The sequence below is a fragment of the Microcystis sp. CS-574 genome (assembly GCF_028329095.1).
GTDB lineage: Bacteria > Cyanobacteriota > Cyanobacteriia > Cyanobacteriales > Microcystaceae > Microcystis > Microcystis ichthyoblabe_A.
Window position 1 is genome coordinate 1 of the sequence record NZ_JAQMSY010000077.1, and the last position, 8,625, is coordinate 8,625.

Annotated in this window: 8 protein-coding genes and 2 pseudogenes; 3 read left to right on the forward strand and 7 right to left on the reverse strand. The window is 43.8% G+C overall.

Translation table 11 applies throughout. The annotated features are described in order from the left end of the window. Positions 1-190: 190 nt before the first annotated feature. Positions 191-724, reverse strand: coding sequence for a hypothetical protein (locus tag PN470_RS05375; protein ID WP_272103934.1), 534 nt, complete (start codon positions 722-724; stop codon positions 191-193). A gap of 70 nt (positions 725-794) precedes the next feature. Between PN470_RS05375 and PN470_RS05380 the strand changes: the two genes are divergently transcribed. Further along, positions 795-1,658 (forward strand): hypothetical protein, encoded by an 864-nt coding sequence (locus PN470_RS05380; protein ID WP_272103936.1) that lies wholly within the window; start codon positions 795-797, stop codon positions 1,656-1,658. A 17-nt stretch (positions 1,659-1,675) separates the two neighbouring features. Here PN470_RS05380 and PN470_RS05385 read toward each other — a convergent pair whose 3' ends face one another. From PN470_RS05385 to PN470_RS05405, 5 genes and pseudogenes are all read right to left on the reverse strand, one after another. Next, the gene (locus tag PN470_RS05385) at positions 1,676-3,544 is read right to left on the reverse strand and encodes a cation:proton antiporter (protein WP_272103938.1); all 1,869 of its coding nucleotides are present in this window, start codon (positions 3,542-3,544) and stop codon (positions 1,676-1,678) included. Positions 3,545-3,712: 168 nt separating this feature from the next. Beyond that, complete coding sequence (locus PN470_RS05390; RefSeq protein WP_016514807.1) at positions 3,713-3,928, reverse strand: hypothetical protein; 216 nt, start codon at positions 3,926-3,928, stop codon at positions 3,713-3,715. 77 nt (positions 3,929-4,005) lie between these two features. Further along, the gene (locus tag PN470_RS05395) at positions 4,006-4,230 is read right to left on the reverse strand and encodes a type II toxin-antitoxin system HicA family toxin (RefSeq protein ID WP_002733933.1); all 225 of its coding nucleotides are present in this window, start codon (positions 4,228-4,230) and stop codon (positions 4,006-4,008) included. Beyond that, positions 4,230-4,439, reverse strand: a pseudogene (locus PN470_RS05400) (type II toxin-antitoxin system HicB family antitoxin); the annotation flags it as partial. The pseudogene PN470_RS05400 and the gene PN470_RS05395, both read right to left, overlap by 1 nt. 131 nt (positions 4,440-4,570) lie before the next feature. Continuing rightward, positions 4,571-5,305: a PEP-CTERM sorting domain-containing protein gene (locus PN470_RS05405; RefSeq protein ID WP_272103940.1), complete on the reverse strand. Its 735-nt coding sequence runs from the start codon at positions 5,303-5,305 to the stop codon at positions 4,571-4,573. A gap of 197 nt (positions 5,306-5,502) precedes the next feature. Here PN470_RS05405 and PN470_RS05410 point away from each other — a divergent pair, with 197 nt between their 5' ends. Next, positions 5,503-5,718, forward strand: coding sequence for a hypothetical protein (locus tag PN470_RS05410; protein WP_272103943.1), 216 nt, complete (start codon positions 5,503-5,505; stop codon positions 5,716-5,718). Between the two features lie 191 nt (positions 5,719-5,909). Beyond that, positions 5,910-6,071: pseudogene (locus PN470_RS05415) on the forward strand (DUF2281 domain-containing protein); the annotation flags it as partial. A gap of 187 nt (positions 6,072-6,258) precedes the next feature. On the opposite strand, the gene pta reads toward PN470_RS05415, so the two are convergent. Then, entirely contained in the window at positions 6,259-8,355 is a 2,097-nt protein-coding gene (gene pta, locus PN470_RS05420) for a phosphate acetyltransferase (protein ID WP_272103945.1), read from the reverse strand. Positions 8,356-8,625: the final 270 nt, after the last annotated feature.

The window sequence follows — 8,625 nt, forward strand, 5'->3', positions numbered from 1 at the left end:
CACCTAATCCTGTTAATCCCTTAATCCTAAAAATCCTGATCTCAGGATTTAGGGGATTGGAGGATTTTCAGGATAGATATAATATTCTTTATGATCCTTTAATTATAGACTCTTCAAAAGTCACCTAATCCTGTTAATCCCTTAATCCTAAAAATCCTGATACTGATTTTTATTGACATAATTTTGGTGATTAATTTGCCCGGCAACGCACCACTCCTGCAGCTTTTAACTCGCCATTAGCAAATTCTAACTGTTTCAAGACATAACCATAAGCCCCTTTCTGAGTTAACTCTCTTTGCATCTCTGGAGGCAAATCTGATAAGTTAATCTCTACCTGCTTACGCTTTTGCTTTTCCACCAAACTCAAATGCTCAAAACGGCGCGGTAGAGCATAAACCGAACCACATCGCTTGTCCTCTCCCTGAATCACAATTATCGGGTTTTCGGGAATACTGATGATGGTTTCTCCCTCTAAGGTTAATTGTGTCACTTGGGCAATGGGTAGATTAAACTCCTTACCCCCTTGCTTAAAAGAAATCCGACGCTGAGGGCGATCGAACTGAGTTAACGTCACCCCCTTATAATCTCTGCCATTGTGTAACGTAATATTTGCTAATCGTGGTAAAGCCGCTTCGAGGGTGGGTGCTTGAGCGATACTAGAAACAGTCAAAAATCCCAAAAAAACTAAAGCTATACCAGATATAATTTCCAAACGTCTGAACATAACTCGCCCTACAATGATCATCTATAATAACTTTAATTTTAGCGTTCTTTTTTAGCGTTAGTAGCCCCCTGTGACGACTCCTTCTCCCCCGACGATTCTCCTCAATCTTGCCAGTGCCGCCGGTCTCATTGGTGCGGGATTGTACTATACAGGTTGGGTCTATCGTTGGGCATACTTTGCCTATTACCAACTCGGTATCACCAGCCTCGATTTTCCGGTTGAATCCTTCTTATTACTCCCTCTTCAAGTCTTCTTTGGTACGCCTCAAAGTATTGCTAACACCCTGATTATTGCCCTTCTGATTCCTATACTTTTTCAGCTTTCCACCCTTTGCCTTGCTTTCCTTCACTGGCAATATCAACAGTGGCTCACTAGACTGAAAAATTGGCAACTGAAAAGACAAAACCAACGCAATCGCCGAAAAATACCCTATGCTCCTCGTCCCCGGTTTCAGCGTCAGTTAACCCTTCCTCTCGCTTCGGAACTGATTCTCCTGAGTTGGATTTTCTTACTCATCTTCCATCTTGCCCGGGATCAAGGTTTAAAGGATGCCCGTCGAGATGCGGTGAATCCCACTTCTACTCTCCCCGTTGTCACCCTGATTAGTGCCAAGGAACTGCTCATTTTAGGTAAAGAAGCAGGGGATCTTGACCCCAATCAGCCCCTTTTTGAAGCCCTAACGCCCGAAGATCAGCAGAGTCTCATTGGTGATCCTAATTTAGCCCGCATTATTCAACAGCGCAACCTAACCGATACGGAGCAAGATCGCGTCTGGCGATTATTACTGGAAAGAGGGGGATGGCTGTACCTTTTTCGTGCTTTACCCCAAGATGCCCCCAAAACTGAACATCCCGTACTGCTAGGTGTCGCTAAATCTAGCGCCGGTCGGCAGTTGCTTATTTTAAGCCCTGAACCCGTTAAATCCACTAAATAGTATAGAACAGTCTCAAGTTATCTACTGGTGGCGATTTCTACTTCGGGTAAGATTTCTAAAGATAAACGGGTTCTGACAGTGCCAGAAAGACGTTTAAGCAGTTGTGGGCGTAAATCACGCAGAATATAGATTAATTCGTCTCCGGTGCGCCATTCTTCCCTTTCTGTTACTACCTGTAGGGAATTATCACGACGCAATAGTAGGGGCAGCAGTTCGCCATTTTCAATTAATTTAGTTAATCTGGTTTGTTGTTCGCTCAAATCATTGCCTTTAAAGATAGTTTTACCCAATTTAATCTGATTATCGTCTAAATACTGATTCCATTCCTTGACCGAAAAACTAGGGAGAAAAACCTGATTAACCTTATTTTTATCTGGGTTAGGGGTTCCCGCAAAGGCAGCCAACACCCGGGGAGGATGAAACTCCTCGCCGGCTCTCTGGGCTAAAACCAGATTAACCTCGCTATTATTAGTCAAAACCAGAAAAGTTCCCATGGATTCGATTCCCGCTTGTTGCAGTATTTTTGTATCAAGTGCGCTACTCTGCAGCACCGTCAAACCGTCGGCTGCCGCTTGCTGACAGGCCCCGGCATCCGTATCGATTAAAACCACGTTTTCCCCTTGTTCTTGGAATAAAGAACCGATTAAGCGACCTAGGGGATTACAACCGACGATTACTGCCCCTGTTGCCGCAGAAGAAGTGATTTTTAGCCCTTTTGCCACCCAACGCGCCGTTAATCCCTGAATAAAAACGGTCATTAAAATTGTTAAAAAGACTAAAGCTTTGATCGCTTCACCGCCATTAATACCGGCACGGGTGAGTAAAATGGCAAATAAAGAAGCTACAGAGGCAGAAACGATTCCCCTAGGGGCAACCCAAGCGATAAATAACTTATGTCGCCAATTTAGGTCACTTTTTAGGGTACATAGAGCCACACTCAGGGGACGTACCACCAGCATCAAGACTAACACCGTCAGGACGCTGCCCCAACCCAAAGCGATGACACTGGCGATCGAAAGATCCGCCGCTAGTAAAATAAACAGTACCGACACGCAAAGAGTGGTTAATTGACCTTTAAAACGCCTTAATAACCGCTCATCGGGAACGGCCGCCGCTTTTAGCACGATTCCCGCCATTACTACCGCCATTAACCCCGATTCACTGCGGCTAAATTGTGATAAACCAAATAACCCCCAGACTCCCGCTAAAACCACGAGATTCTTTAACTCAAAAGTCAAAAAATTGCAAGTTTTTATAATAAAACTTAACAATCCTCCTCCAGCAATGCCGATCGCCGCCCCGATGCCTAAACGCAGGGTTAAACCGGTGATGATTTCCATGGGGCGGGCATGACTATCAATAATCGTATTTAGCACCACTACAGCTAAAATTGCGCCCACAGGGTCGATTAATACCCCTTCTCCTTCCAAAAGCGTCGCCACCCGTCGATCTACGGCTACTTGCTTCAGCAAAGGCCCGATCACTGTCGGACCAGTTACCACCACTAAAGAAGCGTAAAGAAATGCGATCGGCCAGGGAAATTCCCCCAACCAGTGGGCTGCCATACCGCCACCGATGAGAGTGATGGAAGTACCGAGGGTGACAAGATTGCGTAAACTGCCAGAAACTCGCCCTAATTCCCGTCCGCTCAGGCTTAAACCGCCTTCAAATAGGATAATCGCCACAGAGAGAGCAACAAGGACTTCTAAACCAATTCCCAGACTTTGGGGGTGTAAAATTTCCCAACCATCGGACCCTAAAGCAATCCCAAAAATGAGCAGGAAGACAATACTGGGAACTTTCAGGTATTCGGCAATGACTTGGGCTGTAATCCCCGCCACCACAGTGATGACAATTTGCAGAGTAAGGGCGAAAGATGGATCCATGTTTAGCGATCGGTTATCGGCTATCGAGGCGGGGTTATGGTTGGGGTTTAATGATTCTAATTATAGTTTTGATTCCCGCTTCGGCCCGGTCGGGAGGAAATAAGCTAATACTAAATCCGTTTAAATTACGAACAGCTTAATAGTTTCTAACAAACTAGGCAATGAGGATTAGTCATATTCAGTATAATCACCCTGCCTGAGTTGTTCCATTCCTAGCTCTATATCGCGTTTTAATACCTCCCCTTGGCGTTGAATTTCCTCAGCGGCTAGTGCTGGATGCTGAATTTTTTGTACGAGAAGCTGTTGTTCTTCGTCAGTTAAGGAAAGGATAATTTGAGCAAGGGAATCAATTAGTTTAGTATTGATTGCAGCAGCTTGACTCATATAGCATTTACCTTGTTTAATAGTTTATTTTTGAATTGGCGATTTATGAGCGGTTGTTTCGACTCTGGTGACTCAAGCTAAAGGAGAGTTTTAAACTCTGCCACTGTCAATCCCGCTTGACGAATGATAGATCTCAGCGTTCCCTTAGCCACTTCTCGATGGTCAGGGATGGTGATGCGTCGATAGGGATAGGCTTTTTGTCTGAGTATGATATGACTTCCTCGCTGCCGATCTAATTCGTAGCCAATCTTGCCCAGTGCTTTAACGACTTGGCGACCAGCGATAGGAGGGAGTTCACTAATAATTTAACCTCTACCAGTTCCTCAGAAATTGGTGGTGGAATCGGTTCATTGTGCGCTTCTAGGCTTTCTAGATATAAAGCAATTGCTTCCTGAATGTTGGCGAGTAACTCTTCTCGGGTATTGCCTTGAGAAATACAGCCGGGTAGGGAGGGAACTTGAGCCACATAAATGCCATCTTCATCTTGCTCAATTAAGACGCGATATTTCATGGGTTTGTCCTTGCTTTGAATTGATTGGAAGTTAATTATTTGAATCCAGTTTAGCACGAGTTAGCAATCCCTAGCGATCGCCTCTTATTCCAGAAAACGGGTTTCTTCAAGAAACCCGTTTTCTATGGCAATTAAGCTTTATCACTGTCTGGCTTTGGCTTTAACTGGCGTTTAACCAAGGCACCCAGGCCTAATAAGCCTAACCCTAAAACGGTACTGGGTTCAGGGGTGGAAGCAGCAGCAGACTGTCCAAAGGTGAGATTGTCAATCATGGGACTCCAAGACAAACTTTGTTGGGTTAGTTCAATTTTACCAATACCTGCTATATCTTGGTATCCGAAAAAGACAGGAACACCAGTACCCGCAAGACCAATGGAGGAAATAGTATCTAAGACCGTCGAATCATCAGTACCAAAAATAGTGACAGTCGCTGTATCACCAAATCCCTGGTAAGCACGCAAGTCAAGGCCAAAGGCATTAACTGGTACGCTAAAGTCAATGTTCATCGGTTGTTGGCCATTAGCAAGTAGCTCTTTAGAAGGAGAACCAAAATAATTTGCTCCATTCCACTGAAGGTTAGAAGAGCCGGCAACAAACGTGACACCGTTAACCACTAACCCTGGACCTTGACCATTAACCACAGTAGAGGAATCTAATGTTGCTTGCAGCTGTGAAGCATTACCATCAGGCTCATTGTAGTTTTCAAAGTTTTCAGTGACTCCTGACCCTCCTAGAATAGTATTTAGCTGAGTGCGGTCGCTGATGATAGTTCCAGCAGAAACCCGATGGATACCAAAAGTCATGGTAGCTGCGAAAACTGCGCTAGTAGCTAAGGAAATTTGTTTCAGTGAAGTTGTAGTATTCATTGACAATTTTGGAGAAATTTTACCAAAAAGCCTATCACCCCCCCCCGATTTTGTCAAGTATCGCTGTTTTTCTCGATTTTATACGGTTTTATCTATGTTTTTCATCTCCAGAAAACGGGTTTCTCAAAGAAACCCGTTTTCTAATGTAATCGCGTAGTGCCATATCATAGACTTATCAAACTTGACAAGTCTTGTCTATGCTTTCAATAGAATACCTAACTGACCAAAACGGACAACCCAAAGCCGTTGTTATTCCGATTGAACTATGGAGACAAGTATTTCCCCAAGAAGATATGTCTTGTGAAGAGTTCACCGAAGCAATAGAAGACTACTGCCTTAACCAAGCGATGGATGAAGCACAGCAGAGTCCACTATTAGATATCGAAGAGGCACTGGCTTATTTGAAGGAATAGATTTACCTTGAAGATTCAATATCGAAAAAGATTTCTCAAAGATTTGAAGGCATTGAAAAACCAGCCTGTTTATGAGCAAATTTTACAGCTTGCTTTTAGAGATTTACCCAATGCCAAATCATTGCAGGATTAAGAATATAGTTGAGAATATGCCCGATGCTCTCAAAACTGAACTTTGACATTATGCCGAATATTTGCTCACTAAGTCTGACCAAACAGAAGAAGATAAACAAGCAGTAAAAGAATCTGTAACTGTTAAAAGAACTTTAGCTGGTTCAATAAAAGGAACTTTCGTTTTACCTTTAGCTAATGACTTTGATGCTCCCTTAGAAGACTTTGAGGACTATAGGTAATCAGGAGTGCTTTAATAGATACTCATGTCTTTATCTGGTTAGCTGAGGATTACCCGATTTTGCCTGTTTCGCTGCGAGATAGTCTTGAAAATACCGATAATGTTTTTGTAAGTATTGCTAGTTTTTGGGAAATATCGATCAACGTGAAAATTGGTAAACTCTCTCTCTGTTCTGAAATAACTATAACTCAAAAAGATTGGGATTGAATTGCTGTGATTACCACCGTATTGATAATATCGGGAACGGTACAACCGCGACTGAGATCATTGACGGGTTTTTTTAATCCCTGTAGGATTGGACCAATCGCTAAAGCTTTCGTTTCCCGCTGCACGGCTTTATAGGTATTATTACCTGTATTCAGGTCAGGAAAAATAAACACCGTTGCTTGGCCCGCTACCTCTGACCCCGGCATTTTTTGGGCGGCTACTTCCTTATCCACGGCCGCATCGTACTGAATTGGCCCTTCTAGCTTCAAATCGGGGCGTTTTTCCCTAGCGATTTTGGTTGCTTGTCGTACTTTTTCCACGTCTTCTCCCTGGCCTGATTGACCTGAAGAATAGGAAAGCAGGGCGATTCGCGGTTCAATTCCGAATTTTTGGGCGGTTTCGGCAGAAGATAGGGCAATTTCGGCTAATTCCTCGGCACTGGGGTCGGGATTGACCGCACAATCCCCATAGACCAAGACCCGATCCTCTAGACACATAAAAAAGACCGAGGAGACGATCGCACAATCGGGCTTAGTTTTGATAATCTGGAGTGCAGGCCTAATCGTGTGTTGAGTAGTATGCACTGCCCCCGATACCATACCATCAGCATCGCCCTGATACACCATTAAAGTGCCAAAATAGGAGACATCCTGTGCATAATCCCGGGCCAGATCCAGATTCATTCCCTTGGCTTTTCTCGCTTCGTAGAGGGTCTGCACATAGCTTTCAAAATGGGGACTAGCCACGGGGTTAATAATTTGCAGGCGATCGAGATCGAGAGTGATACCATGTTTTTTAATCACCATTTCGATCTCGTCCGGTTGTCCCAAGAGGGTTAAATCGACGATATCCTGTTCGATTAAAACTGTGGCCGCCTGGAGGATGCGCGGTTCGGTTCCTTCGGCCAAAACGATGTGACGTTTTTGCGCTTTGGCCTGTTGTACGAGATTATAGGTGAACATCTTCGGGGTAATCCCCTGGGTCCGCAAAGTGCGAATTTGCGCTTCTAGGCGATCGAGATTGATGTTACTGTGAAAAAGCTGCAGACTGAGGTTAATTTTATCGTAGTCCGTCGAGGTCAGGGTGGTTCGCACATCGTGGATGTGTTCGGCCGTGGTGTAGGTATCGGTGGTGACGGAGAGAATCGGTAAGGGATCGGGCAAACCGTCAATTAAACGGGCGATCGAAGGATTGAGGTCATGACCTGCTGTTAAGACTATACCGGCTAATTGGGGATAATTGGCCGATTGGTGGGCCTGTAACATCCCGATAATCACATCGCCGCGATCCCAAGGGGTGATAATTAAGCTATCTTCTTTTATCCGCTCTAGGGCATTTTGCATCTGCATGGCCACCACCAGAAAGTTACTGGCTAAACTATCTAATCTTTGCTGTCCGTAGAGAACTTTTGCCTGTAATTGTTGGGCGATTTCTGCTACTCGCGGGCTGCTCAGTTTGGCATTATGGGGAATCACTCCTAGGGCATATTCTTGGGGGGGAAAAATTTTAGTCAGGGTTTTCCGTAATTCGTCTATTTTTTCCTCTTCAGCTTGATTGATAATAATCCCAATCACCTTACAACCTTTATCTTGGTAGGTGTCGCAGGAAATCAGGATCGGACTAAGGGCATCTTCGATACTGCGCTGGCGAGCATTACCTAATATTAAGATGGGATGGCCGAGATTTTTGGCAATTTCTGTATTTAGTTCAAATTCAAAGGCGGAATTTTCTTGCAGATAATCGGAACCTTCACAGAGGATAAAATCATATTTGTTTTCTAAGTTTTTAAACTTTTTGATGATTTTTTCGATGATTTCATCAAACTTTTGTTGTACCAATAAATCCTTAACTTCTTCGTAACATAACCCGAAGGCTTCTTCGTAGGTTTGTTCTAATTTAAAATAATTGAGGATTAAGTCAATGTCTTCGTCCCGATGACCTTCGGAACAGTCGAGAACAATTGGCTGGAAAAAGGCAACTTTATTAGTTTTGCGGAGAATTAAGTCGATAATTCCTAAAGCTACTAACGCTTTACCGCTTCCCGTTGCCGTCGTGCTGATATATAAAGAGTTAGTCATGGGTAGAGAAGAATAATAACGAGGGTGGAATTTAATTCACTCACCCCAACCTTGAGGTGGGCTTTTTCAGCTAAATCTAGATAATTTTGATGAATCTGTTGATGGCAATAATTAACTTTTAAGTAAGTAGTTCTAATCAAATAGAAGATTGATACCCCCTTAATCCCCCCTTAATAAGGTGGTTTTGATCCCCCCCGCCCCCCTTAATAAGGTGGTTTTGATCTCCCCTTAATCCCCCCTTAATAAGGTGGTTTTGATCTCCCCTTAATC